20 protein-coding genes and 1 riboswitch are annotated in these 25,314 nt (G+C 47.6%); of the genes, 9 read left to right on the forward strand and 11 right to left on the reverse strand.

From position 1 onward, the window contains the following. The first annotated feature begins 140 nt into the window (after positions 1 to 140). Genes FN124_RS01985 through FN124_RS02000 form a run of 4 tightly spaced genes read left to right on the forward strand, consistent with a single transcriptional unit; the run spans position 141 to position 7,174 of the window. A complete protein-coding gene (locus FN124_RS01985) occupies positions 141 to 1,289 on the forward strand; it encodes a FecR family protein (RefSeq protein ID WP_142683117.1) in 1,149 nt (382 codons plus the stop codon). A gap of 55 nt (positions 1,290 to 1,344) precedes the next feature. Beyond that, positions 1,345 to 4,707, forward strand: a complete 3,363-nt coding sequence (locus FN124_RS01990; protein WP_142683118.1) for a TonB-dependent receptor — start codon at positions 1,345 to 1,347, stop codon at positions 4,705 to 4,707. A gap of 2 nt (positions 4,708 to 4,709) precedes the next feature. Beyond that, complete coding sequence (locus FN124_RS01995; protein WP_221887712.1) at positions 4,710 to 6,365, forward strand: RagB/SusD family nutrient uptake outer membrane protein; 1,656 nt, start codon at positions 4,710 to 4,712, stop codon at positions 6,363 to 6,365. Between the two features lie 20 nt (positions 6,366 to 6,385). Further along, the gene (locus FN124_RS02000) at positions 6,386 to 7,174 is read left to right on the forward strand and encodes an endonuclease/exonuclease/phosphatase family protein (RefSeq protein WP_221887713.1); all 789 of its coding nucleotides are present in this window, start codon (positions 6,386 to 6,388) and stop codon (positions 7,172 to 7,174) included. Positions 7,175 to 7,200: 26 nt separating this feature from the next. Here FN124_RS02000 and FN124_RS02005 read toward each other — a convergent pair whose 3' ends face one another. The 4 genes from FN124_RS02005 to FN124_RS02020 all read right to left on the reverse strand — a co-directional run bounded on the left by FN124_RS02005 (position 7,201) and on the right by FN124_RS02020 (position 11,100). Next, positions 7,201 to 7,971 carry a DUF72 domain-containing protein gene (locus tag FN124_RS02005; protein ID WP_142683120.1) on the reverse strand — a complete coding sequence of 257 codons (771 nt, stop codon included), beginning with the start codon at positions 7,969 to 7,971 and terminating at the stop codon, positions 7,201 to 7,203. 119 nt (positions 7,972 to 8,090) lie between these two features. Continuing rightward, the gene (locus FN124_RS02010; protein WP_142683121.1) at positions 8,091 to 8,942 is read right to left on the reverse strand and encodes an AraC family transcriptional regulator; all 852 of its coding nucleotides are present in this window, start codon (positions 8,940 to 8,942) and stop codon (positions 8,091 to 8,093) included. A 91-nt stretch (positions 8,943 to 9,033) separates the two neighbouring features. Beyond that, positions 9,034 to 9,726, reverse strand: coding sequence for a peroxiredoxin-like family protein (locus tag FN124_RS02015; RefSeq protein WP_260607303.1), 693 nt, complete (start codon positions 9,724 to 9,726; stop codon positions 9,034 to 9,036). 69 nt (positions 9,727 to 9,795) lie between these two features. Continuing rightward, positions 9,796 to 11,100, reverse strand: a complete 1,305-nt coding sequence (locus FN124_RS02020) for a spondin domain-containing protein (RefSeq protein WP_142683122.1) — start codon at positions 11,098 to 11,100, stop codon at positions 9,796 to 9,798. Positions 11,101 to 11,180: 80 nt separating this feature from the next. Between FN124_RS02020 and FN124_RS02025 the strand changes: the two genes are divergently transcribed. The 4 genes from FN124_RS02025 (at position 11,181) to FN124_RS02040 (ending at position 16,282) form a co-directional block, all read left to right on the forward strand. Then, positions 11,181 to 11,738 (forward strand): nuclear transport factor 2 family protein, encoded by a 558-nt coding sequence (locus FN124_RS02025; RefSeq protein ID WP_260607304.1) that lies wholly within the window; start codon positions 11,181 to 11,183, stop codon positions 11,736 to 11,738. A 72-nt stretch (positions 11,739 to 11,810) separates the two neighbouring features. Next, a riboswitch (cobalamin riboswitch) is annotated at positions 11,811 to 12,018 on the forward strand. Between the two features lie 121 nt (positions 12,019 to 12,139). Continuing rightward, on the forward strand, positions 12,140 to 14,155 hold the full coding sequence (locus tag FN124_RS02030; RefSeq protein ID WP_142683123.1) for a TonB-dependent receptor: 2,016 nt from the start codon (positions 12,140 to 12,142) through the stop codon (positions 14,153 to 14,155). A gap of 10 nt (positions 14,156 to 14,165) precedes the next feature. Continuing rightward, positions 14,166 to 15,317, forward strand: a complete 1,152-nt coding sequence (locus tag FN124_RS02035; protein WP_221887714.1) for a YncE family protein — start codon at positions 14,166 to 14,168, stop codon at positions 15,315 to 15,317. Positions 15,318 to 15,340: 23 nt separating this feature from the next. Further along, positions 15,341 to 16,282 carry a PKD domain-containing protein gene (locus FN124_RS02040; protein WP_142683124.1) on the forward strand — a complete coding sequence of 314 codons (942 nt, stop codon included), beginning with the start codon at positions 15,341 to 15,343 and terminating at the stop codon, positions 16,280 to 16,282. 57 nt (positions 16,283 to 16,339) lie between these two features. On the opposite strand, the gene FN124_RS02045 is transcribed toward FN124_RS02040, so the two are convergent. From FN124_RS02045 to FN124_RS31340, 4 genes are read right to left on the reverse strand one after another with little or no spacing between them, the layout of a single operon-like run. Then, positions 16,340 to 16,477 (reverse strand): hypothetical protein, encoded by a 138-nt coding sequence (locus tag FN124_RS02045; RefSeq protein ID WP_260607457.1) that lies wholly within the window; start codon positions 16,475 to 16,477, stop codon positions 16,340 to 16,342. A gap of 59 nt (positions 16,478 to 16,536) precedes the next feature. Continuing rightward, a complete protein-coding gene (locus tag FN124_RS31330; RefSeq protein WP_260607305.1) occupies positions 16,537 to 17,196 on the reverse strand; it encodes a hypothetical protein in 660 nt (219 codons plus the stop codon). After that, entirely contained in the window at positions 17,114 to 17,311 is a 198-nt protein-coding gene (locus tag FN124_RS31335; protein WP_312847226.1) for a hypothetical protein, read from the reverse strand. The genes FN124_RS31330 and FN124_RS31335 overlap by 83 nt, the downstream gene beginning before the upstream one ends. Beyond that, the gene (locus FN124_RS31340; protein WP_260607306.1) at positions 17,299 to 18,048 is read right to left on the reverse strand and encodes a uroporphyrinogen decarboxylase/cobalamine-independent methonine synthase family protein; all 750 of its coding nucleotides are present in this window, start codon (positions 18,046 to 18,048) and stop codon (positions 17,299 to 17,301) included. Before FN124_RS31340 ends, FN124_RS31335 begins: the two co-directional genes overlap by 13 nt. Positions 18,049 to 18,119: 71 nt before the next feature. Between FN124_RS31340 and FN124_RS02055 the strand changes: the two genes are divergently transcribed. After that, positions 18,120 to 18,992 (forward strand): SDR family oxidoreductase, encoded by an 873-nt coding sequence (locus FN124_RS02055; RefSeq protein WP_142683126.1) that lies wholly within the window; start codon positions 18,120 to 18,122, stop codon positions 18,990 to 18,992. 47 nt (positions 18,993 to 19,039) lie between these two features. Here FN124_RS02055 and FN124_RS02060 read toward each other — a convergent pair whose 3' ends face one another. The 3 genes from FN124_RS02060 to FN124_RS02070 form a co-directional block, all read right to left on the reverse strand. Further along, a complete protein-coding gene (locus FN124_RS02060) occupies positions 19,040 to 20,830 on the reverse strand; it encodes a RagB/SusD family nutrient uptake outer membrane protein (RefSeq protein WP_142683127.1) in 1,791 nt (596 codons plus the stop codon). A 17-nt stretch (positions 20,831 to 20,847) separates the two neighbouring features. Then, on the reverse strand, positions 20,848 to 24,231 hold the full coding sequence (locus FN124_RS02065) for a SusC/RagA family TonB-linked outer membrane protein (protein ID WP_142683128.1): 3,384 nt from the start codon (positions 24,229 to 24,231) through the stop codon (positions 20,848 to 20,850). Between the two features lie 84 nt (positions 24,232 to 24,315). Next, positions 24,316 to 25,275, reverse strand: coding sequence for a FecR family protein (locus FN124_RS02070; RefSeq protein ID WP_142683129.1), 960 nt, complete (start codon positions 25,273 to 25,275; stop codon positions 24,316 to 24,318). Positions 25,276 to 25,314 lie beyond the last annotated feature (39 nt).

Here is a 25,314-nt window from a genome sequence, read left to right on the forward strand (position 1 = left end):
ATATATAGAAATTGATCCTGGTTGATTGTCAGGATAACACCTGATCAGGCCTCTCCTACTCCGACAAAATACTCTTTTTTTTAAAAAGTGTGTGTGTTGGAAAAAATATTTGTCTCTATAGAGTAAATGAATCGCCTGTGATGACAAAAGAAGAATACCTTGCCCTGTACGAAAGGTCCCTGAAAGGGGATTGCAGCCCTGATGAACTGGCCAGGCTGCAGCAGTATGAGGACGACTTTTGTTTTTCCGACGATGCTGAAACCGACGAAGCAATACAGGAAAAAATATACAACCGGCTTTCTGAAAGTATTTCACAGGAAGAAAAAGCGAAAAGGCTGTTCCCATGGAAAGCAGTAGCGGCAGCGGCAGCAATACTGCTTATAATGGCATCCGGGCTCCTGTACCTGAATAACCGGCTATCCCATAGAAATAACCCCGTGGCAGCGGCTTCCAGGGATACCCAACCTTTGCAACACGACATTGCCCCCGGTGGCAACAGGGCTGTGCTTATACTTGACGATGGTTCCAAAGTGGACCTCAACAAGGCCACGGAAGGAAAGATAGCTGCGCAGGGCAATACAACAGTGAACAAATCCGGCAACGGGCAGCTGGTATACCAGCTGGCAGATCAAACACAGGCATCTTCCATAACAGTATTTAATACCCTGGCTATTCCACGGGGCGGGCAATACAATCTCATGTTACCCGATGGCAGCAGGATATGGCTGAATGCCGCAAGCAGGTTGCGTTTCCCGACCCAGTTCACGGGCAGCGAAAGAATAGTGGAACTGGAAGGGGAAGCCTATTTCGAAATAGCGCACAACCAGCAGCAACCTTTTATTGTGAAGGTAAAAGGGATGCAGGTAGAAGTACTGGGTACACAGTTTAACGTGATGGCCTATGAAGATGAGGCCAGCATCAACACTACATTGCTGGAAGGAAAAGTAAAACTGCGAAACGACCACGCAGGAGAAGTAATACTAAAACCCGGCCAGGAAGGCGTATTCACCGGCAACAAAAGCTTTAAGGTGAACAAGGCAGATATAGAACAGGCTATGTCATGGAAGAATGGTTATTTTGTTTTTAATGATGAGGACCTTACCTCCATCATGCGTAAAATTTGCCGTTGGTATAACGTGGATATACAATATAGCAGTGGTACAAAGAAATTATCTTTTGTGGGTAGTATCTCCCGCTTCAAAAATGTTACAGAGGTATTAAATATGCTGGCACTAACAGGAACAGTACAATTTAAAGTAGAAGCAGAAAAAATAACTGTCATTCAGTAACCTATCGTCCACAACATATCGGCCAGGTCAATAATTCGTAAACTAAACTTTATTTATGAAGCGTAATGCTCATGCCTTGAAAAAGGCAGGTGAACTTTCATGGGAAGCACTCAGGCTTATTAAGCTATCCCTCTTCCTGATCATTTTTCTTTCCCTGCAGGTAAGCGCAGTTACCTATGCGCAAAGAGTTACTCTTTCTGAAAAACAAGCACCGTTAAGGGAAGTTTTTAAAGAGATAAAAAAGCAAACCGGTTACAATTTTCTTTTGAACTCGGAGATGCTGGCGGAGGCCCGCCCGGTAACCTTCACCCTGGTGAACGCCACGGTGGAAGAAGCGCTGAACAAGTGCTTTGAAGGACAACCTTTCACATACATCATCAACAAAAATACCATTGTTGTAAAAAGACAAACAGTAGTTACTACACCGGCAGAAGAAATAACCGGTATTGTTACAGATGAAAAAGGTAATCCTGTGCCCGGTGCCAGGATACTGAATCTCAGCAGCAACAAAGGCACTATTACCAACGACAAAGGCGAATTTAAAATTGCCGTGAACACAGGCGAAAAACTGTCTGTAAAAATGCTGGGATATGAAGAAACCATCATTACCGCAGGGCCTAAACAAGATTACAACATACATCTGAAAACTTCCACAGTAGGCCTGGACGCAGTAGTGGTGGTAGGTTATGGCACCCAGAAAAAAGCCAATCTTACCGGTGCGGTAAGCATGGTGAGCAGTGAAGATTTCAAAGGCCGCCCTGCTACTTCCGCTGTTGCAGCCCTACAGGGGCAGATGGCCGGTGTTACCGTTGTGAATGCCACTGCCATCCCCGGAGGCTCGGATGCAAACACGATCCGCATCCGTGGCATCGGTACGCTTAATGATGCAGGTCCGCTGGTGGTAGTAGATGGTATTCCCGGTGGCAATCTTAATATCCTCAACCAGGACGATATCGAAAACATATCTGTACTTAAAGATGCGGCCTCTTCTTCTATTTACGGGGTACGTGGCGCCAATGGTGTTATTCTCGTTACGACCAAAAAAGGTAAAAGCGGCAAGCCTTCTTTAACTTATACCAACTACTTTGGTGTACAAACACCTACTGCATTACCTACTTTTCTGGGCTCGGTGGATTATATGACGCTGCTGAACGAAGCAAAGGTAAATGCAGGTAACAACCCTACTTATACCCAGGAACAAATTGACATTGCAAAAAACGGCAGCGACCCGAATTACTATGCTAATACCAACTGGTTGAAAGAAATTTACAAATCATCGGCGCCGCAACAAAGTCATACGCTGAATCTTTCCGGGGGCGCCAATAATATCAACTATTACCTCTCGTACGGCTTCCTGAAACAAGGCGGGCTTATTACCGGTGATAACTATAATTCCAAAAGACATAATGTACGTTTACGCCTGAACACTACGCTGTTCGACATCCTGCAACTGGATGCCAACCTGGGATATATAGACAGGAACCAGACCGGGTCCAGTCTTGATGTAAGCGGCTCCGGCGGCCCTATTCAATCGGCCCACCAGATCTCCCCGCTGGTGCCGGTAAGATTCACTACCGGCGGCTGGGGATATCTTGGCGGCCAGCAGAATCCCGTGGCCGTTGTAACAGACGGCGGTACCAACGATTTCTCTTCACAGGAGATCACCGGTAATATCCAGGCTACGTTGAATATTACAAAAGACTTCCGCTTAAAAGGACAATATGGCCTGGTGAAAAGCAATTCTTTCAGACAGATCTTCACCAAAACCATCAACTACTATAGCCCGGATGATAACTCGCTGATCTACCAGACCAACAACCCGAACAAGATCGATAACCGCGATTACACTGCCCTGTACCAGACGGTGATCGGGATGGCGGAATATGAAAAGACGTTTGCCGGGAAACATTATGTGAAAGCGCTGGCCGCAGCTTCTTCAGAAGAAACAGTGAGCCGCAATTTCACTGCCAGCAGAACCAATTTGCCCACACAGGATATCGGCAGCATCAACCTCGGAACGCTGAACCAGCTGAATGGCTCAGATGCGGGGCAGAATGCGCTGCAATCCATATTTGGCCGTGTAAATTATGGCTACAGCGATAAGTACCTGCTGGAAGGTAATTTCCGTTATGACGGATCCACACGCTTTGCCGCAGATCTCCGCTGGAACTGGTTCTTCTCCGGATCAGCAGGATGGGTGTTCAGTAAAGAGCCTTTCTTCAGATCACTGGAACACATCATCAACTTTGGTAAGATCAGGGCCTCTTATGGTACGCAGGGGAACGATAAAGTACAGGACGATTTTGGATACCTTTCCTCCATCAGCTCTGTATCCACTATGCCTATTGGCAATGTGCTGACCGTTGGTTACCGCCAGACCGGTATTCCTAACCCGCTGCTCACCTGGGAATCTATGATCAAACAGGATATCGGGTTAGATCTTACTTTTCTTAACAACCGTTTAAATGTAACAGCAGATTATTACATCAACAACACCAATGATATTTTGCTGCGGGTACCGTTGCCGGACGTACTTGGTATGAGCGGTAACTATCCTTATCAGAACGCGGGGAAAGTGCGTAACAAAGGATGGGAGCTGATGATAGGCTGGCAGGACAAGATCGGTGATATCAGCTATGGTGTAAACGCCAACCTCTCAGATGTAAAGAATGAAGTGATGAGCCTGGGCAATGCACCGGCTACCATTGCCGATCAGATCAGGACCGTAGGCCAGCCCATTGATGCATTCTATGGTTTTGTGGCAGAGCGCATCTCACAGATCTCTGATTACTCCTACGACGCAGCTACCAACAAATACACCCCACTGTTCCCTTACGACGCCAGCTACCCGATGATGCCTGGTGATATTATCTACAAAGATCTGAATGGTGATAAAAAGATCACCGCTGCAGACGACCGCCAGGTGATAGGCAGCGCCATTCCACGCTATACTTACGGCTTAAAGGGAAACATTGCCTGGAAAGGTGTTGACTTCAGCTTCTTCCTGCAGGGAGTAGGCAAAGCCGATGGCTGGATCACCAGCGCCGCCCGCCATGCTTTTATTAACGATGGCTCCAATCCCCAGCCCATACACCTGGACCGCTGGACACCGGATAATCCCAATGCCAGCTATCCGCGGCTTGCCTATGGGTACTCGTATAACCAGCGCCTGTCTACCTTCTGGCTTGAAGATGCTTCTTATCTCCGGTTAAAAAATATCCAGGTGGGATATACCCTTCCTGCAAGTCTTACTGAGAGGCTGAGAATAGAACGCCTGCGTCTTTATTTCTCTGCCGACAACCTGTTCACCTCTACCAACTTCTTTTACGGATACGACCCCGAAACACCGGTGAGCAGCGGAGGTTTTTATCCACAGGTGAAAACATTTGTATTTGGTTTAAACATCAATTTTAAATAATTATGAAAAAGATATTGCTATATACCTGCGTGTTATTAGTAACATCTACCGGCTGCCGGAAAGGATTTCTTGACCGTAGCCCGCAGGATGCCATCTCTGATGAAACTTACTGGACAACTGAAGAACAGCTCACACTGGCGCTGAACGGCCTTTATGCCAACGTAAAAAATAACAATACCATCGCCATGGACCAGATGGGCGACAACAGCATTAACTCTTCCACTACAGATACCTATCGTATTTTCGGCAGCGGCAACTTCGGTCCTGATCTGTCGGCAGTAAATGCTGAATGGGTAAGTCAGTACAGTGGTATCCGCCAGTGCAATGTATTTCTTGCCAATTACCAGCGCGCTACCAGTGTATCACAGGAAATAAAAAACCAAATGGCCGGTGAAGCCAAAACCATCCGGGCATATATGTACATGAACCTGGTGTCCTACTTCGGCGATCTGCCGCTGGTTACCAAACCATTGAACATCGACGAGCTGTATGGCCCGCGTAATAAACGCAAAGAGATCATCGACTTTATTTTATCTGAACTGGAAGAAGCGGCCGGCATGATGAAAAAAGAACGCCAAACCGGCCCTACCCTGGGCCGCTTCAGCAAAGGCACTGCGCTGGCCTTCAAAGCCCGTATGGCGCTGTACGATAGTCGCTGGGACGTAGCAGAAAAAGCAGCCAAAGATGTGATGGACCTGAACGTATATTCCCTGTACAGCACCGGTAAACCCGCGCAGGATTATTACGACCTGTTCACCTACAAAGGCAAGCTCAGTGCAGGCGTAAATAAGGAAACCATTGCCGCCCGTATCAACCTTACTGATGTGAGCATGCATAATATCAGCCGTGAATCGCAGGTGCCCGACCAGGCCTCCCGTTACAACCCTACCAAAGCACTGGTAGATGCGTATCTCTGCACTGATGGTCTTACCATCGACAAATCACCGTTGTATAAGGAAGACACTTATGCTGATATTTTTGAAAACCGCGATCCGCGTATGAAGCAAACCATCCTGGCGCCTGGCGCTGCCTGGGGTGGTAAAAAAGATGGCAACCCTGCTAATACCAACCCGGCTATTTTTACGGCGCCAAAATTTGTATCTGATAAGCTTGGATGTGTTACCATTACCGGTTACTATTATACCAAATACGTGGAAGTAAGCACTGTATCGCAGGTAAGCAAAGATCAGAACGATATTCACGTAATGCGCCTGGCCGAAGTGCTGTTAACCTATGCAGAAGCAAAGATGGAACAGGGAACACTTACACAGGCAGATATAGACATCACTATCAATAAGCTCCGCGACAGGGTGGGCATGAGAAGGATGCTTCTCACTGAGCTGGCTGCCAATGGCCAGGACCTGCGCACAGAGATACGCAGGGAACGCAGGATTGAGCTGGCCCGCGAAGGACAACGCTGGTACGACATTATCCGCTGGAAACAAGGCAGCCTGCTGGCCGCTGATGTGAAAGGAATGAAGAAATCGCTGGCAGCAGTGCCCTCTCAGGTGAGCAACATGGCGGCCGATGCCAACGGCTACATTATTGTAATGACCGGCAGGCAGTTCGTAGATCCCAAGCATTACCTGTTCCCGGTTCCACTCACGCAGATACAACGCAATCCCGCATTAGGGCCACAGAATCCCGGTTGGGAATAAATCTTACAAAAGACAAATACATGAAATCATCTCTTAAAATATTATCTGCGCTCCTGCTCTGCACCTGTTCTTACAAAGCAGCAGCCAGCGATACACTGCGTATCATGACCTACAATATTCATCACTGTAATCCTCCTACAAAGAGCAAAACAGGCGAGATTGATGTAGATGCCATTGCCCGCGTGATCAACAGCCGCCAACCCGACCTGGTAGCATTACAGGAAGTGGATGTAAACACCAAACGCTCCGGCGGTATTGACCAGGCAGCACAACTGGCTGCAAAAACAGGCATGCACGCTTATTTCGGGAAAGCCATTGATCATGATGGCGGCGGATATGGCGTGGCTATTTTGTCGAAGTTCCCATTAACGGATACACAAACCATACACCTGCCGGAAACGGCGAATCCCGGCAGTGAAGACCGTGTGGTGGCAATGGCGCGCATCGACTTCCGCAACGGTAAAAAATTCATTTTTGCCTGTACGCATATGGACGTAAGCAATGCAGCCGTGAGAGATGAACAGGCCAGCGAAATCAATAAAATCGCAGCAACCAGCCGTATTCCCTTCATTCTTGCCGGTGACCTTAACTGCAAACCGGAAAGCGATTCTTACCAGATCCTGATGAAAAAATTTACGCCTTCCTGTACTGATTGTGGATTCACCATCCCGGTAAACAATCCCAACAGGGTAATTGACCACATTATGTGGACAAATGCCACAGGATTTAAAGTGCAGCGCAGTGAAGTGATAAATGAGCCGTATCCATCGGATCATTTGCCGGTAGTGGCGGAAATTGTTATAAAATAACGAAGGAGCCGCATAAGTTCCCGGACTTATGCGGCTTTTATATTTCCGAGCATTTCATTCAGTGTTGCCAGGTTTTTCAGCGCATCGCCAATAGTGTTGTTGAAATACACATACACCTCCTTTCCTTCCTTTAACCAGGCGCGTATCTGCTTTGCGTGATGTACCAGTTGTTCATCAGTATATCCTCCCTTATAGTCCCCAGCGGGACCATGAAAACGCAGGTATACAAAACCTGCCTGCCGGTTCAGCCGTTCGTTCCGCGATTTTGGAATATCATGCAATACGATACTGCACGCATATTCATCTGCCAGTTCAAACACCTCCCCTATATACCAGGAGCTATGCCTGAATTCCAATGCCACCTTCCAGTCGTTGCCAGGATTGGCTCCCTGTACGATATTCAACAGCTGCTCCACCTGGCCATATTGCTCCACGGTGATACCTGGAGGAAACTGTATCAGCAGGCTGCCCTTTTTAGCGCCTGCCTGGCTGATCACTTCCATAAAATGCAGCACATCGGCTTCCCGGAAAGCCAGCTTTTTTACATGGGTAATTTCACGCCATAACTTAAAAGTGAATGTAAAACCGGCCGGTACTGATTCCGACCACTTCTTCACTGTTGCCGCTTGTGGTACCTTATAGAAGGAGCTGTTGATCTCAATACTGTTAAACAGGGAGGCATAATAGGTAAGCCGGCTTTTATCCCGGAAAGCCGGGGGGTATGACTGCTTGTTGGGCACGGGCAGCACGAGCCCGCTTGTACCTGATCTGTAAAGGCCTTTATCCCTGTTTGTCATAGTTAACGTTTGCGGAAATGTTATGCAAAAATCTGACCAGGGCAAGTTCCCAGGGGCGAGGAACAAAATTTGCGACATGAGCAATATATCTTCATCTCAAAAATTGCTATACCCCACCATTACTTCATATTTTCCGTGCTCCGGAACTCAGTGATATTGCTCCCTGTATGTTGCTTGAAAAAACGGCTGAAATGCGCTGGGCTCTCAAATCCCAACTCGTAGGCAATTTCCTTGGAAGACCTGTCTGTATAATGGAGATAACGTTTTACTTCCAGGATGATCCGGTTCCGTATCAATACCGAAGGTGCAGGTTGTTTCAGCAAGGCAAACACATTGCTCAGTGTTTTAGGTGACTTGTTCAATGCGGAGGCATAGAACTTAACTTCGTGTTCCTGTTTGAAATTGGCTTCCAGCAAAAGAGAGAACTTTCTTACAATGTCCATTTTCTCATCGGGGAATAAACCGTAGCTCTCGTTCTGCTGCTTTGCTATCCGGGTTATTTTAATGATGACCCTTTTTAACAGTGTACGTAACATTTCTCCCTGAAAATTATCCCTTACCTGTAGCTCCCGGGAGAAAACTTTTTCCAGGTGCATCATTTCCGCGATCTCTTCTTCATCCAGCCTGATAAACATCGGGTGCTGGATACCATAGAAGAGGAACCCCACACATCCTACTTCCGCATCATGATCAACGATACAGTAAAACTCACGGTTAAACTGCCATGCTACCAGTTCTTCCGGGCGCTCAAAAGTGAAATGCTGATTAGAAACCAGGGGCAATATACAAGCCCCTGGCATAGTGTAGGTAATTTCGTCGATAACCACCTTTTGGGCCACCCCGCCATTGTACACGAACGTATTGATAGGGTATGGCGCCGGGTTGCACAGTCCCTTGCCTGCCAGCAATTTGCTATTGGCATGCATAATAAAACGTGCTGTGGTTGTTTTCTCGTTATATTCCCTGATCATTGCTAATCTGTTATAAAAACACCCCTCCCGGTTTCAAATGTATCAAAAAAAATAAAGCTCCATTATTTTCCCGGCCGCAAGCGATACTATGTTACAATTCCTTATAAATTTGCTCAGCCACTACTTTCAGCAGTTCCGGGTTAAGACGTTGCTTAAAATCCGGGTTGATATACTCAAAATGTATTACTCCCTTTCTATCCAGGATAAATACAGAAGGCACCGGGAGAAGAAGATCTGTATCCATTCCTCCTGTAGTTTTAGGCAGCATTTCCCAATAGGCCTTAGGAGCTTTATAGGCAAGACCAAACAGTTTGGATGCCTTCATATCTGCATCCGACAGCAATGTATAACTCAATTGTTGTTTCATTGCCGCCTGCTTTAATCCTTCCGGTTTGTCTGTGCTTACTGCAATCAGCTGATACCCGCTTTTCTCAAGTACGGGCACTATCTCCTGCAAGCCCGACAGTTGCCTGGAACAGAAAGGGCACCAGCCTCCCCTGTAAAAAATAAGGATAGTAGGCTTATTTGCCACTGCTTTGTTCAGGTCAAATTCTTTCCCTGACGCATCTTTAAGCATTACCATGGGAATAGATTCCCCATTCAGCAAAGGACTGATATCTTCCGGTTGCTGCGGTATAGCATAACTGGTATTTTCAACTGGTATTAATGCTGTTTTACGCTCCATTTGCTGCCCCCATGCTGTTGCTGCCGATAGTGACAACAACATACCCATAGAAACAGAGATCAACATTCCATTGCGGCCAATCATTTTACCTGCTTTCATTATTTCTTTTCTTTACTGTTAATAAAACTTACTACGCCAATTCCTTTGCCGGCGGAAATATTTAAGGGATTATTGAAGCGTTACTTTTATGATACCGGTGATAGCAGGCAATGTGGTGAAAGCATTGGGATTGGGCACTTCTTCAATTACTTTGCTTTCTTCCAGCGGGGTGCCTGCCAGGTTAAATTGCGTGATGCCTGCTCCGGGGAATTGATTCACGGCAGTACCATCATCGTAAAGCGCAACAGAAGAAGATATATCGCCTTTCTGAGTTGCATCAACGCCGTTATCTTTTGAAGCGAAGAACCAGTCGTTAGAGAACCCATACATAGTAGCAATGGCTATCCTGTCGCCTTTAGCTACTTTCAGTTGCTGCGAAACACTGCTGCCGGCCTGACCGCCTGCTTTTGGCAACAATACGGTAGAATTAGCTGCCGGTAATATATAGACCTCCTTTACACCACTTACCGTTTTAAGATATGCCGCGAGCCCGCTGGCATCTCCTTTCTGCGCCAGTTCCTTTAATCCTTTGCCACGGTCATTCTCCCCTGTTTTATAAATGGGATTATCGATACCGTTATACACCACTACCAATACCGGTGAAAGGGGCGTAAAAATGCCTGTTTGCCCTTTAATATATTCGCCAAGAATACTGTTATCACCCATTTCGGCAATGTTTGTCAACCCGTTTGCAGTGGGTTTACCTGCTTCAAATAATGGATTGGGATTTAGCAGGTTTCCCCCGGCGATGTATGAAATGGCCCATACGCCCGGGCTGAATGGCGTTGGATTGGAAGTGCCCCCGGAAGTATTCTTTATCGTTATCGTAAAGGTGGAATTACCCTCATAGTGAAGCGTTGTTTTCATCAGGGCAGATGCCGCGGCATAGCTGTTTCCCTGGGCATCCATTCCGGCCACTTCTGTAATATTCTTCGGAGCCGTTTCGCCGGTACCAGGGTGTGTAACAGCGGCGCCGGGCACCTGGTTAATACGTGTGCCATTATCCCACAGTTTTACCTGGGCGGAAACATCCCCTTCTATCGGCGTGCCATTGTCTTCATATAATTTTATCCCCGGGTTAGCCGGTGCAAAGAACAGGTCATTTGACCAACCGTACATGGTAGCAAAAGAGAGGGCTTGCCCTTTTGCTGCTGAAAACCGGAAAGAGATGGATTCACCGGGCATGATCACAGGCGAGGCGCCCTCATTTTTAAAGGTCCCGGACTCCACCAGCGGTTTTGCATCCAATACATTCTCTACAGTGATAGTTGCAGGTGTGCCTGTTTGCGGCGCATTATCATTATCCTTACTGCAGGCTGCAATAAAAAGAGGCAATGCCGCTATAGATAACCAGGCCGATTTGTTGCGGTTCATAAGCAATGTTTTAACTATTTGAACTAATATTGGTAAAGGTAGGCCGGCAGTAATGGGTGGAGGTATCTGCATTTCCCGGTATGTTGACTATATTTCCCGCCGCGGCTTTCCCCCGGGGAAAGGAGGAGCACCGGTTATCGCCTGTAAAATCAGTATATTACAAAGAAAAAATGCGACCTGTTCTATTCAGCCTTATACTGCTAAGCATAGGCACTTCCCTGCATGCCCAAACACAGGAAGATGCTATAAAAGCTACAATTCAACGGCTATTCACTGCTATGCTTCATGCAGACAGCGCCGGGATTGCCGGCTGTTTCGCGCCGGGCGCGCAATTGCAGTCGGTGACGGAAGATAAAGCCGGCAACGAAACAGTGCATACCATGCCTGTTACTGAATTTGCATCGCATATTGCCAAACTGCCAGCCAATGCCGCCGACGAGCGTATTGTTTTTGGCTCCCTCCTGCTCGACGGGCGCCTGGCCTCTGTATGGGTACCTTACCGCTTCTATTTCAAGGGACAGTTTTCACATTGCGGGGTAGACTCCTTTCAAATGGTGAAGTTCCCTGATGGGTGGAAAATACAATACCTGATAGATACCCGGCGCAAAGACAGCTGTGAGGAAGCAGCTGCCAAGTAACTTGTTAATGTGGCTACTTCCCGTCCCGAAATAACTTCCCAAACCCGTTTTTTGAATCGACCAAATAATAACCTACTTTTGCCCCGCTATGGTTCAGGCATGTCCATCCCGGATAATGCCTGATTAAAAGGGAACTCGGGTGGAAATCCCGGACAGTCCCGCTGCTGTAAGTCTCATACAATGCCAGGGCATCGCCAGTCAGACCACTGTTGAACATTCAATGGGAAGGTCGCCCAAAGCAGAGATAAGTCAGAATACCTGCCATACCACTATTTTTTTAAGCTTTCGTGGAATGAAGCTTGGGAATACATTCAATCTGCAGGCATTGCCTGTACTTGTCTCTTTCCAGATTTATTTTTCTTAGTGCGAAAGCTGTTGATGGAATATTAACAGGCTTGGGAATGATGCGTTTCAAAAAACATGCGGGCGCCGCAATGTTGTTGGTATTGCTCTGCGGAGGAATTAGTGCGTACGCGCAGCAGGCCGACACTGTAGCTGCCAAAGAGCTCCGGGAGGTATCCGTAACCGCAGCACGGACCGCCAGGGAAGTAAGCCCCGGGCAGAAAATGCAGGCAAAGGAACTGGAGCGGCTGGGCAGCCACTCCGTAGCGGATGCTATCCGTTTTTTTGCCGGTCTGCAGGTGAAGGACTATGGCGGTATAGGCGGGCTTAAAACCGTTGATATCCGCAGCATGGGCACCAACCAGGTAGGCGTATTCTATGATGGCATACAACTGGGCAATGCGCAGAACGGGCAGGTTGATCTTGGAAAGTTTTCGCTGGATAACATGGAAGAAATCGCCCTGTACAACGGGCAAAAGAGCAATATCTTCCAGCCGGCAAAAGACTTTGGATCAGCCGGCGCCATCTATCTCACTTCTCTCAAACCTAAATTCACAGCAAACGAAAAAACACATCTCAGGGGCACTATAAAAACCGGTTCTTTCGGCCTGTTTAATCCCTCCCTCTTATGGCAGCAAAAGATCAGCAGCAAAGTGTCTGCCTCTTTCAGCACCGAATGGATCAATGCTACCGGCAGGTATAAATTCTCCTACCAGAAACGCGACGATAACGGGCACCTTGTATATGATACCAGCGCTTACCGTACAAACGGCGATGTGAATGCCGTTCGGGTGGAAGGCGGTTTTAACGGCCTGCTGAATGGAGGGGAATGGAACACAAAAGTATACTATTACCAATCGGAACGCGGCCTGCCAGGCTTTATTGTAAACGGCGTATTCGGGCATGTAGACCGGCAATGGGATCAGGATATCTTTATACAATCCAGCTTCCGGAAAGATATTACCAAACGTTACAGCATCCTGCTGAACGGGAAATACGCGTACGACTATACGCGGTTCCTGGCCCCGGATACCGCCCGTCTCTATATCGACAATCATTACCGGCAGTATGAAATGTATTGCTCCATGGCGCACCAGTATGCCCTCACCAACTGGTGGACCATCGCCGCTTCCGGCGATTTCCAGTGGAACCGGCTGGATGCCGATCTTACAAATTTCAGCTATCCTACCCGGTACACCACCCTCGCTGCTGCTGCTACCAATATCAGCTTCAACCGGTTCAGCGCACAGGCCAGCATACTTGGCACCTTTGTAAATGAAACCGTAAAGAAGAATGCAGCAGCTCCTTACCAGCAGCAATTCACACCCGCTGTATTTGTTTCCTGGCAACCCACGCGCTCAGCGGATTTCAGGCTTCGTGGATTTTATAAGCGCATCTTCCGCATGCCTACGTTCAACGACCTGTATTATACAGAAATAGGCAACCGCTTCCTGGAACCGGAATTTGCCACACAATACGATGCAGGCTTTACCTGGAACAAAACCTTTACTAACAGCTGGATCACACAGGCAGGTATAGAAACGGATGCTTACTATAATGAGGTGAAAGATAAGATAGTAGCCGTTCCCGGCGCCAGCATGCTAAGCTGGCAGATGGAGAACCTGGGATTTGTAAAAATAAAAGGCCTGGATGTAAAAGCCAAAGCCATCTGGCTGATAAAAAAACAAATTCAATTCAGCACAAAGCTTACTTATACCTATCAACGTGCGCAGGACTTCACGGATCCATCGGATAGTTTCTATGGCGATCAGATCGTTTATATTCCCCGTCACAGCGGCTCCCTCATACTGGGCGCCGATTACAAACAATGGGAAGCCAATTACAGCTTCATCTATACCGGTGAAAGATATAACAGTAAAGAAAATAAAGCAAAGAATTATGTGGAGCCCTGGTATACCAGCGATATTTCACTGGGCAGGCAATTCACCTCTAAACACACACGCTTTCATGTAACCGCGCAGGTGAATAACCTCGCCAACCAGTTTTATGAAGTGGTGATCAGCTACCCCATGCCGGGAAGAAATTACCGTTTCATTTTAACCGTAAACATTTAATGCATCTACCATGATGAAACAGTTAAGGAATATAATATCAGTGATCATCCTTGCAGGACTGGCCCTCACCGGCTGCCGGAAAGGCGACAGAATTGTTCCGCCGGAAGTAACACCGGTGGACACCGCGAAGCCAGGATCCGCTTACAATGGCTTTTATCTCCTGAATGAAGGCAATATGGGAAGTAACAAATCCACCCTGGATTATTATGATTATACCGCCGGCATCTACAAAAGCAATATCTATGCTACCGCCAATCCTGCAGCAGTGAAAGAACTGGGTGATGTGGGCAATGACCTGGCCATATACGGCTCAAAACTCTATGCGGTGATCAATATTTCCAATAAGGTAGAAGTGATGGATGCAGCAAGCACCAAACGGATCAAACAGATCAATATCCTCAACTGCCGTTATATCACCTTTGCTAACGGTAAAGTATATGTGAGCTCTTATGCAGGCCCTGTGCTGATAGAGCCCAACGCGCCTATCGGCTTTGTAGCAGAAATAGATACCGCTACCCTGGAAATCACACGCAAGGTAATTGTTGGCTATCAGCCGGAAGAAATGGCAGTAGTAGGCAATAAGCTGTATGTGGCCAATTCCGGCGGGTACCGTGTACCAAACTACGACCATACGGTATCGGTTATAGATCTAAATACTTTTAAGGAGATAAAAAAGATTGATGTTGCTATTAACCTCGACCGTCTCAAGGCAGACACAGATGGGGATATCTATGTTACTTCAAGAGGTGACTACTACAATATACCCTCCCGTCTTTTTTTAATAGATACCAAAACAGATGTGGTAAAAAAACAGTTTGATATCCCGGTGAGTAACCTGTGGATTTCCGGCGATACAGCTTATGTATATGGCTCCGTTTTCAGCTATAATACCGGCAAATGGACCATCACCTATAATATGGTGAATGTAAAAACAGAAACCGTACTGAGCACCAATTTCATTACAGATGGCACAGATAAAACTATCCGCATGCCTTACGGCATCGCGGTAAACCCGGCTACCAGGGAAATTTTCCTGACAGATGCGAAAGACTATGTGTCTTCCGGCGTTCTTTGCTGCTTTTCTCCTGCGGGAAAAAAGAAATGGTCAGTTACCACCGGTGAAATACCTGCGCATATTGCCTTTGTTTCCGGTACCAAATAATTATAACCAACTAAAACTATACAATGAAACGTAAATTTTTACCCGCCGTACTGCTTCTCGCAGTGATACTGGGCAGTTGCTCCAAAGACAAAAAAGAGATCATCGAAGACCCCGAGCCTACCGGTCCTTTCCTGAACAAAGTGACCAAAGTTTTTGAATATTTCCCTGCACCGGGTCAGTTCACCAACGAATTGCCTGCCTGGAAAACAGGCGACTCCGATAAGGAGATGGCCGATTATGCCCTGGCTGCTTTAGGAAAAGAACAAATGATCTCACTGGGAGGATTTGGTGGTTATGTAGTGATGGGATTTGACCACACCATCAAAAATGTGCCCGGTGAATATTCCTTTGTTGTATTAGGCAATGCCTTTAACCAGTTCGCAGAACCGGGCATTATCTCCGTATCAGTTGATGCCAATAAGAATGGCTTACCCGATGATGAATGGTATGAAATTGCCGGTTCTGAATACAATAGTTCCAAAACTATCAGGAACTACCAGGTCACTTATTATAAACCCAACGAAGCAAAAGACAGGGTAACCAACCCCGATGATCCGTATACCAGCGATACGGAGTATATCCGCTGGAAAGACAACAAGGGTAACAGCGGTTACCTGGCCAGGAATGTATTCCACGATCAATCTTATTACCCGCAGTGGAAGGGCGACAGCATCACTTTCACCGGCACCAAGCTTACGGATAGCAATATCAAAAATACCTCCAGCGATCCGTTCTCGCCATATTACGTTTCACCTGCTTTCTCCTGGGGTTATGCCGATAACCACGCGAATGAAGATACCGACGCAAAAATAAAACTGGATTGGGCTGTAGATAAAAACGGTAGCCCCGTAAAGCTCAAAGGGATCAACTTTATCAAGGTACAAACGGCAATCCGCGCAGAAGCCGGGTGGCTGGGAGAGATCTCTACGGAAGTACTTGGAGTAAAAGACCTTAACCTGGAATAATATCCGATGAATATAAAAAGGGTGATCCGTTAACCTGGATCACCCTTTACCTTTTAACTATTTCACGCTTACCGGCAATTTATCATCACCAATGGCCACCAGGCTGAAAGTTCCTGTGATAGCCTTTTCCCGGGAATCGGAATACATGTCCTCAATACAAATTTCTACCAGCACCTTCACGCTGGTATTCCCCACTTCTGTTATTTTACCGATCAATTCCACAATAGTACCAGCTGGAATAGGCCTGTTAAAATCTATTTTGCCGAAGCGGCTCTTGTTCTCATTACTTCCGCTGCACGTACCATATTAGCCAAAGCGGCTTTTGTTTCCGGCCACTTGCGGGTTTTCAGCCCGCAATCAGGGTTTACCCACAGGTTCCTTGCCGGCAGCGTAACAGCTGCTTTTTCCAGCAATGTAATCATTTCTTCCGCAGATGGCTGCCGGGGAGAATGGATATCGTATACGCCGGGTCCTATCTCGTTAGGATATTTAAAATCAGCAAAGGCATCCAGTAATTCCATTTGTGAGCGGGAAGTTTCAATGGTAATTACATCTGCATCCATTGCTGCAATATGCTCAATGATATCATTGAATTCGCTGTAGCACATATGCGTATGGATCTGCGTTTCGTCTTTCACGCCGCTGGCAGAAATACGGAACGACTGTACTGCCCACTCCAGGTAAGCGGCGTGATTTTCCTTACGCAGAGGTAATCCTTCGCGGATAGCCGGTTCATCGATCTGTATCACTTTAATGCCTGCCCGTTCCAGTGCCACTACCTCATCACGGATCGCCCATGCGATCTGGTTGGCCGTAACAGAACGGGGCTGATCATCGCGCACAAACGACCATTGTAAAATAGTAACGGGACCGGTGAGCATTCCTTTCATGAGCTTTCCGGTACACCAATACATCCAGGCCTATTTCCTCCTGCCAGCGGATCACTTCAATAGTAGCCTTTTCAATGGCTGCTTCATATTGTTCAGTGGTAAGCTCTCCCTTTTTCAGGCGCGCCCTCAGCTGCCTGATATCATCTGTTTGAGGGAAAGAGCCTTATTCTTCCAGATATTCCTGCCATCCACTATCCCCGGTGAGAGCTGTAAAGAAGTATCCGCAACGGGTGTTGCCAGGATATCATCCAGCTGGGAAGGACAGCGAACCAGGTCGAGGTGCAGTGTTTGCACAGGCAGCGACAAAACTACCGGCAGGTTCTTCCCGTAGCACTCAAAATATGAGGCCAGGAAAATATGCAACCGGGGAAATGCCGCATGAAGCTGAGCGTAGGTATCTGAAAATATCTGCAGCGCTGTTTCGTCGAGGTCCAGCGAGAGGCAGGGCTCATCTATCTGTACCATATCAGCACCGGCTTTGGTAAGCTGCGCCAGCACATCCATGTATACCGGCAGCAATTTACCGATCAGCGATAAACGATGGAAGCCGGCTGATTTCTCTTTACCCAGCAACAGGAATGATACAGGGCCCAGGATCACTGGTTTCACTGCATAGTTGTCCCTTTTTGCTTCGAGGAACTGATCAACTACTTTACGGGAAAAGAAGTGAAATGACTGGTTGGCCGTAAATTCCGGAACGATATAATGATAGTTGGTATCAAACCATTTTGTCATTTCCATAGCGGTGATATCATCCCCATCGCGCTGGTAACCGCGCGCCATGGCGAACAGCAGGTCCGTTTCATGGATGTTTTTTTCCTGCAATGGCGCATAACGAGCTGGTATGGCGCCTACCATAAGAGAGGTATCAAGCACCTGCTTCGTTTTCTTACAATTTCCTGCCTGCCGGAAAACGGAATTTTACATCAGAAAAAAAACATACAGCTATGAAACAGGCAAACATCCTGATCACCGGTGCTACCGGGCATATTGGTACTACATTGGCCAAACATTTATCTTCACAGGGCATTCCTTTCCGCGCCATGGTACGGAAGGCAGACAATAACACAGGCATCATTGCCGCATTGCCCGGTGCAGAAATAGTGACCGGCGATTTTAACGATGCAGGCAGTTTGGCTCATGCCCTGCAGGGTATGGGAAAAGCCTTTCTGCTCACTAACTCTTCTGAAGAAGCGGAAACACTGCAAAGCAATTTTGTAGCCGCCGCCGTTAAAAGCGGATTGCCGCATATCGTGAAACTTTCCCAGCTGCATGCCAGCGTGCATTCGCCGGTGCGTTTCCTGCGGTATCATGCCGTTGTGGAGGAAAAGATCCGCCGTTCCGGTATGGCATATACTTTTCTGCGGCCCAATTTATTTATGCAGGGATTACTGGGCTTCCGGGAGATCATTAACACGCAGCATCAATTCTTTGCTACCGCCGGCAACGCTCCGGTAAGCCTGGTAGACACCCGCGATATTGCCGCTGTTGCAGCCGCCACACTCACCGGCAACGGGCATTCAGGCAAAACATACGATATCACCGGACCGGAAGCGCTTACTCACACCGCGCTGGCCAACATCCTGTCTGAGGCGGTGGGTCGCACTATCCGGTACATTAACGTCACTGAAAATGAACTGCTGCCCGCCCTCTTACACGCCGGCTTTCCCGCCTGGCAGGCCGAAGGACTGATTGAAGACTATGCCCACTACGCCCGTGGGGAAGCGGCGGCCATTTCCTCCACGGTGCAGGATATCACCGGGAAACCGGCGCGGAACTTCGCTTCCTTTGCAGCGGAACATGCAGCGGCGTTTTCCTAGATCGCCTTCGGCGATGCGGATTTTGTCTGACTCAGACAAAATCCGCGTTACCAACCCGGGTTTTGCACCAGCCTTTTATTCCTGTCTATTTCAGACTGCGGGATCGGGAACAGGTAATGCTTCTTCTGAAACACCCTTGTTTCAAATACAGTTTTCTTATAAAAAGAAAGATCGGTTAAGCTGGTGCCGGCATCTACATCCATTCCGTAGAAGGGCCCTCCATCCGTTTGTTCCGCAATTTTCCAGCGACGGGTATCAAAGTAACGGTGACACTCAAACGCCAGCTCTACCTGGCGCTCACGACGGATGCGCGCTCTCATTTCCGCCTGCGGTAAGCCCCCCGGTAAGGCGGGAATGCCTGCACGCTCACGGATGGCATTCACATATTTCAGGATGTCTGCATTTCCGGGCTGTGACTCATTTAAAGCTTCCGCATAATTGAGATACATTTCAGCCAACCGGAACAATACAAACGGGCGGTATACATAACGGCTCAGGCGGGGATATGTGTCGGGATGATAGTTTTTGCGTACCAGGTAACCGGTGCGGGAATAATCGTAGGTACCCCTCTTGCCCGTATTGCCGGTATTGAACAACTCTACTTTCTTCTCTCCTTCACTTTTGTTAAACCAGGTCATACCGTTATAGGTAATACATACATAAAACCGTGGCTCCCTTCCCACATACATGTTATAAGTACCGGCAGTAGTATAGCGGGTATCGGCGGTGGAAAATCCGGAAGACACATATCCTGATCCCGTTTCATCAATCGCTTTCCCATTCTCCATAAAAAACGCATCCACCATTTGCTGCGTAGCGGCAACGCCGCTCCAGCCGCCGGCAAAGCGCGGGGAACAGTGTACCTCCCATTGATCCACACCATTACCAGCCCGTGCAAAGATCACCTCCTTATTCCAGGGCGACATAATCGCATCGCGGCAGGAAGTGAACGGATCATAAGCCCCGCTGGCGTCATTTACCTTGTAAAGCTGGAACAGGTTGAGGTCAATAACTGCCTTGGCGGCGTCTGCGGCTTTTTGCCATTTATTCACATCATAGGTAGTGCTCACCAATGCTTTGCCGTCCTGGTTGTTGAAACTGGCGTAATCAGCATTGCCATTGAACTGCGGGCTGGCTGCATATAGCAGCATCCTTGCCTTTACGGCCATTGCCACGGGTTTGGTGATACGGCCGTATTCCAGTTCATCGGATTGTTGCAGGGGCAGATCCTGCCCTGCGCGGTCCAGTTCCGAAGCAATAAAATTCACGCATTCATCATAACTGCTGCGTGGAATCTGTGTTTCATCAAACGGCACATCCGGCGCCAGTATACTTTCACCCAGTAATGGCACGGGACCATACTGCCGCAGCAATCCAAAATAAAAATAAGCACGGAGAAAGCGTGCCTCCGCTTTATATCGCTTAATGATATCTGCACCACCAGGCTGATCGAGTATTTCCTTACATTTATCGGCATTCTCCATAAAGTAAGTAGCAGAGCGGATGCCTTTGTAATAATCCATCCAGAAGTCAAAGAAACCGGAAGTAGGGTCCCAGCTGCCGATGTTCATAAAGTAAGAATTGTAGCCACTCCTGGCCCAGGTCATGTCCGCCTCGTCGGAAGCGCCCGTCCATGGATTACTTTGCCACTGGTTACTTTCATCTCTTACATAGGAATATACATTGGCGAGGTATTCCTCGGTTGTTCTCTTCCTGGAAAAAATCTCTTCAATGGTGATACGGTCATCCGGCACCTGGTCGAGAAAGCCTTTTTTACAGCCAGCCACTATTACCAGGATCACTGCCAGCAAGGTATATTTTACAGTTGTTTTTTTCATCCCTTTAGATTTTAGCTTTAAAACTGAAATGATGCGCCTACGTTATAGGTAGTGAGCTGCGGGTATTTGGTACCGCGACCTTCTCCCAGCTCCACATCCCATAGTTTGAAAGGGCTGAGGGTGAGAATATTGTATCCCATCAGGTAAATGCGGGAACGCTGCACACCCACGCGCTTCAGCCAGGAGTTGGGAAGAGTGTAACTGATTTCAGCGTTTTTCAGTCGCAGGTAACGACCGTTCTTCACCCACCAGGTGCTCGGCTTATAATTATCATTCACATCGCCAAACGACAGGCGTGGGTAAAACGCATGGGGATTAGGGTTCTCCGGCGTCCACCGGTCGGTGATCACATCCATCAGGTTACCACGGGTACCACCCTGCTGAAAGGGAACAAAACCTTCCCCATAGGCATAGATATCCACATTGGAAATACCCTGGAAGAACAGGCCAATGGAGAAATTCTTATAAGCTGCGTTTACACCAAAACCGTATACGATTTCGGGAACAGATCCGTAGCCGATGGCCGACTGGTCGTACGCATTAATGATACCATCGCCATTAATATCTTTGAATTTAAGATCGCCCGGGCGTACGTTACCGTTTTGCACAGGGCTTCTCAATATCTCAGCAGAATCGGCAAACAAACCTTCTGCAATGTAGCCGAAGCGCTGCCCGATCTTCTGTCCTTTTCTTTCCAGATACGGATAAGCCCATGCCGGTAAATCGTCATCAATTACTTTATTCCTGTTGTAGGTGAAGTTACCTTTGAGATTAAGTTGTACGGCGCCTATCTTATGATTATAATCTACCGAGATATCAATGCCTTTATTTTCTGTTTTACCAAGGTTACCGTAAGGATTGCTGCGAAGTCCTATCATAGCAGGTATGGAAGAGCGTCGCAGGAAAATGTTCTTCCTGTTCTCTTTAAAAACATCTACCTGGATATTCAGCTTATCTCTAAAGGTGGTGATCTCCATCCCGAGATTTGTTTTCTTCGCGGTTTCCCAGGTTACATCAGAGGCGTATTCGCCGATATCATATCCATTGAAATTGTTATTACGGTCTTTCCCAAAAGTATAACCTGTAGTAGATGCCACAATTGGGATGTAGGCGAAACGGCGGATATTGTCGCCATCCAGGATTTCACCATTACCCACCAGGCCGTAGGAGAAGCGGAACTTCAGGAACTGTATAACATTAGTGGCGGGCTGGAAAAAGTTTTCACCGGATACTACCCAGCCTAAGCCTGCAGAGGGAAAAAATCCATAGCGCCTGTTGGGAGAAAATGTTTCAGAGCCGTTATAACCGAAGTTTACTTCCGCGAGATATTTATCATTCCAGGAATAAGTGCCTCTTCCTGCCAGGCCACGCTGCCGGCGGGGGATAGAGCCAATGAAATCATCTTTGAACGCGTCGATCTTATCGCTTTGGTTATACAGCAGCAAACCGCCTACACGGTGTTTGCCAAAGGTATTGTCGTAGTTAAGGGCCGTTTCCGTATAAAACTGGCGGTTACCACCGTTGCTCCTGGCATACGACAGGTAATTACTTCCGATACGGGTTTGTTCAAAGATCAGCTTACCATCCGCATCCCTGCCGGTGGCGATCCAGTTATCCACCGTTTTGGTGCGGGCCATTTTATGCAGGTTGTAGCTGTCGAAAGAAAACATGGAAGTAAAGGAAAGCCCTTTCACAAGGAAGCCAAGATCCTGCCGCAAACGGATGTTTGAAAAGATCTGGTTCCTGAACTCAGTGGCATAACCTGTTTGGGTGAGCAGGTCATATGGGTTGGTAACATCGCCGGTACGCTGACCACCGATCTTGCCGTCTGAATATTTCGGGGGATGCACAATGGGCGGCAGTTTGATGGCAGCATCAAAGATAGCGTCTGTACCTGTTCCGGGATAGTTACCATTACCGATATATCCCTGTACACCAAATTCGAGCCGGGTGGTTTTCGTCACCTTCATATTCAGGTTGGAGGTGAAATTATAGCGGGTAAATTTTATGTCGGAATTATATCTGGCAAGATCATCTCTCTTAAACAATCCTATTTCATCGTAATAAGAAAGAGAAACATAATAGCTGGTAATATCTGTACCACCACGCATATTCAGGTTGGCGCGTTTATTACTGCCATTCTTCCTGAAAATTTCATCAATCCAGTTCACATTGGGATACAGCTCAGGGTCTTCACCAGAGGCGGTTTTGCGGATGGCTTCATCAGAGTACTGGGCAGTACCGCCACGGGTGGTAGTAGCTTCGTTGGCCATTTTCATGTACGTTACCCCGTCTGCATAATGAGGCAGGCGGGTAAATTGGGTAATGCCTTTGTTGATGTCGGCATTGATCTGTGTTTTTTGCGCCTTTCCTCCTTTGGTGGTGATAACGATCACGCCGTTGGCGCCTCTCACGCCATATACAGCGGTAGCGGAAGCATCTTTGAGGATGTTAAAGCTTTCAATGTCTTCGGGGTCAATATTGGAGAAAGGCCGTTCCACGCCGTCTACCAGTACCAGCGGGCGACTGTCCGTAAAGGTAGAGATCCCGCGGATCCATATCTGTGCATCGTCGTAACCCGGCTCACCGCTGCGCTGTACGCCAATAATACCTGCCAGGCGCCCCGCCAGCAGGGTGCTGAGGTTACGTACCGGTTGTTTGAGCTCTTCAATTTTAATTCCTGTTTGCGCGCCGATGAGACTTATTTTACGTTGCTTACCGTAACCTACTACTACCACTTCATTGAGGCCTCCTTCTTCTGCTTCCATGGTAATATCCATTTCCAGGCGGTTACGCACCGGCTGCACCTGTCTTTTATACCCGATAAAAGAAAACTCCAGGGTATCCAGCGGTTCTGCATCGATGGCATAATGACCGGCGGTATTGGTGATAACGCCTTTACCGGAGCGACTGAGCTTTACAGTAACACCCGGCAGCGGGTTACCTATACCGTCCCGTACATTGCCGGAGATGACCACTGCAGGCTTACGGGGTTGCTCCGCCAGTTGGGCCGCCGGTGCATCTTTTTCTGATAAAGCCACTATCAGGTATTGCTTATTGTTAAGCTTACTGCAACGCAGCTGATGGCTGGTGAGTATTTTATCAATGGCAGTGATCAACGGCTTTACTTCCAGCTTCAGCAACTGGCTGGGAAAATTGATGCCTTCTATTTGCCGGTCGTTGTAAATAAACAGGATCCCTTTCACCCTGTATATTTCTTCCAGCGCTACTTTGAGCGTCAGCTGGGTATCTCGGGAGAACCCGCCGCTTTCCGGCGTATAGGCATTACTGTTATGGCTATTAACAGCGAAATTCTGCCTTAAGCCGTCGTCAGCGGCAAACACGTTGGTAGCCAGGCATAGCAGTGCCAGTCCCCACTTAAGTGGAAGCAAATTCTTCATAACGGGATTTGATTTATCTGATTTTAATTTTGGTTTTCGTTTTCCAGGTTCATTGTTCCTGATTCATTCCTTATCGTCTGATCGCTATTTTGGTTGAATAATTATTTGTTGTCCATTTTTTATTATCGTTACGTGCATAATCACTTCTATTGCCTTATGCAGGTTTTCTTCATCACTGATGGCCATATGGCCGCTCATACTGTATTCCTGTAATACCTCCGGCTGGCGGACTGTTACCTGGTAACCATATACCACCTGCAAAATTTCCGCAATTTCCCGGATGCTGGTATTATTAAAATCAAAGAAGCCTGCTTTCATCATCCGGTAATAACTGCCGTGTACTATCTGCTTACTGCTTTTCCCGTTTTCAAAAATAACGCCTTCATCGGGTTTCAGCGTCCATTCTTTCCCGGGTAATATCGCCTTAACCATACCATCGGTTACTGCTGCAGCAGCTGTAGTAGGACTGCTGTTGGCAATAAAAGAGGTGCCCAGTACCACGATGTCCATCTGTTGTGTTTTCACGGTAAAAGGATACTCTGTATGCTTGCTTACTTCAAAAAAGGCGGTTCCTTTCAGGATTACTTCCCTTTCTTTTTCCCAACGCGGCGTATAACTCAGCTCACTCCCGTTCAACAGCCATACCTCGCTGCTATCCGGCAGTCGTACCGCCCTGGGAGCAGCTTCGGTATTGGTGATGGTTACCAATGCAGGACGGGCGGGAAACCATATATATAATACCGCCGTAGTCAGTATCATTAATATAGCCACCGCAGCAGCCACCCGGTACCATGGATATACTATCTTTCCTTTGGCCGGCGCAGGTGCTAACCTGGCGGCTATCTCCTGCCAGCGCTGGTCTGCTTCCTCAGCGGTGACACCGGGAGCGGCTGCGTAATCGAGGATATCTTTTACCTGGAAATACAGCTGTTTATGTTGCTCGTTCTGATGCAACCATTCAAGTACCTGCGCCTTTTCACCGGCATCTGCTTTTCCTTCAATAAGCGCAACAAGGAGGTTATAATCAAAATCTTGTTCTTCCATGATAATATAAAGACGGATGAGTAAATCAATTCTACGTAC

The organism is Chitinophaga polysaccharea, from assembly GCF_902150045.1.
GTDB classification, from domain to species: Bacteria; Bacteroidota; Bacteroidia; order Chitinophagales; family Chitinophagaceae; genus Chitinophaga; species Chitinophaga polysaccharea_A.

Coding starts and splice junctions, on each gene's coding strand:
- FN124_RS01985 (WP_142683117.1), top strand. CDS start 141: ATGACAAAAGAAGAATACCTTGCCCTGTACGAAAGGTCCCTGAAAGGG.
- FN124_RS02020 (WP_142683122.1), bottom strand. CDS start 11,100: ATGAACCGCAACAAATCGGCCTGGTTATCTATAGCGGCATTGCCTCTT.
- FN124_RS02005 (WP_142683120.1), bottom strand. CDS start 7,971: ATGACAAACAGGGATAAAGGCCTTTACAGATCAGGTACAAGCGGGCTC.
- FN124_RS02070 (WP_142683129.1), bottom strand. CDS start 25,275: ATGGAAGAACAAGATTTTGATTATAACCTCCTTGTTGCGCTTATTGAA.
- FN124_RS02065 (WP_142683128.1), bottom strand. CDS start 24,231: ATGAAGAATTTGCTTCCACTTAAGTGGGGACTGGCACTGCTATGCCTG.
- FN124_RS02000 (WP_221887713.1), top strand. CDS start 6,386: ATGAAATCATCTCTTAAAATATTATCTGCGCTCCTGCTCTGCACCTGT.
- FN124_RS02055 (WP_142683126.1), top strand. CDS start 18,120: ATGAAACAGGCAAACATCCTGATCACCGGTGCTACCGGGCATATTGGT.
- FN124_RS02030 (WP_142683123.1), top strand. CDS start 12,140: ATGATGCGTTTCAAAAAACATGCGGGCGCCGCAATGTTGTTGGTATTG.
- FN124_RS02040 (WP_142683124.1), top strand. CDS start 15,341: ATGAAACGTAAATTTTTACCCGCCGTACTGCTTCTCGCAGTGATACTG.
- FN124_RS31330 (WP_260607305.1), bottom strand. CDS start 17,196: ATGTATTGGTGTACCGGAAAGCTCATGAAAGGAATGCTCACCGGTCCC.
- FN124_RS02010 (WP_142683121.1), bottom strand. CDS start 8,942: ATGATCAGGGAATATAACGAGAAAACAACCACAGCACGTTTTATTATG.
- FN124_RS02015 (WP_260607303.1), bottom strand. CDS start 9,726: ATGAAAGCAGGTAAAATGATTGGCCGCAATGGAATGTTGATCTCTGTT.
- FN124_RS01995 (WP_221887712.1), top strand. CDS start 4,710: ATGAAAAAGATATTGCTATATACCTGCGTGTTATTAGTAACATCTACC.
- FN124_RS01990 (WP_142683118.1), top strand. CDS start 1,345: ATGAAGCGTAATGCTCATGCCTTGAAAAAGGCAGGTGAACTTTCATGG.
- FN124_RS02025 (WP_260607304.1), top strand. CDS start 11,181: ATGTTGACTATATTTCCCGCCGCGGCTTTCCCCCGGGGAAAGGAGGAG.
- FN124_RS02035 (WP_221887714.1), top strand. CDS start 14,166: ATGATGAAACAGTTAAGGAATATAATATCAGTGATCATCCTTGCAGGA.
- FN124_RS02060 (WP_142683127.1), bottom strand. CDS start 20,830: ATGAAAAAAACAACTGTAAAATATACCTTGCTGGCAGTGATCCTGGTA.